This is a genomic window from Caballeronia choica (genome assembly GCF_001544535.1).
Lineage (GTDB): Bacteria > Pseudomonadota > Gammaproteobacteria > Burkholderiales > Burkholderiaceae > Caballeronia > Caballeronia choica.
On sequence record NZ_FCON02000569.1, the window covers coordinates 1 to 737 of the forward strand.

Below are 737 nucleotides of genomic sequence, written 5' to 3' on the forward strand. Positions count from 1 at the left end.
GTCGGGCTGATGCCGTAGAGCTTGCGTCCCACCAGCAGGCCGAACAGAAGCATCCACAGAAAGAACATCCACAGGTGCACGAAGAGCCTGAGTGAAAACCAGAACAAGATCGCAAGCAGGCCACCGAGCAACGTGGAGCCGATCAGATCGCGCGCGGCACTTCGAGCCGTCGTGGTGCAGCTTTGTCTGCCGAGACTGACGGACTTCATGATGATCGGCATGTAGCTCGCGGGATCGGTCATGGCGAGCAGATACGCCGGCATGACCACGAGCACGGCGCGCAGCGCAATGCGCATGGCCTGCCTGTCCTGCATGGCCTGCGCGACAGGCTGCGGCCGTGTGCCGACGGGCTCGGGAAATAAAACGTGAGTCAATGCGGACACCAGCACGGCAAGCAGAAGGCCCTTCGCCAGCGCACCCACCACTGTCACGGCCAGTTGGAAGTCAGCGGTTCCCGCAGCGGAAATCATCGTCAGTCCCGCTACCAGAAACGTCGAGACCAGATTGTTCCCGCCGCGCAAACCATAGCGAAACGCCAGGAAGAGCATGAGACCCACCAGCAGCACGCCGGAGAACGCGTAATGCCGAAGCAACGGGACCAGGAGCAGGCCACTGCCCGTCGTCGACGCCACGACGAGCGCAAAAGCCAAGCCGGCTTTGAACGACAGCGGCCGGTTCTGCGTCGCGAGCAGAAAGACGATGAACACCGGCGCGACCACGGGTATCGACAGGTCGAG

Annotated in this window: 1 protein-coding gene; it reads right to left on the bottom strand. The window is 62.3% G+C overall.

Going from position 1 to position 737, the window contains the following annotated elements; all coding sequences use genetic code 11:
- Positions 1 to 737: DUF2955 domain-containing protein (locus AWB68_RS45765; RefSeq protein ID WP_125483338.1), on the bottom strand; the 737-nt coding region annotated here is incomplete at both ends.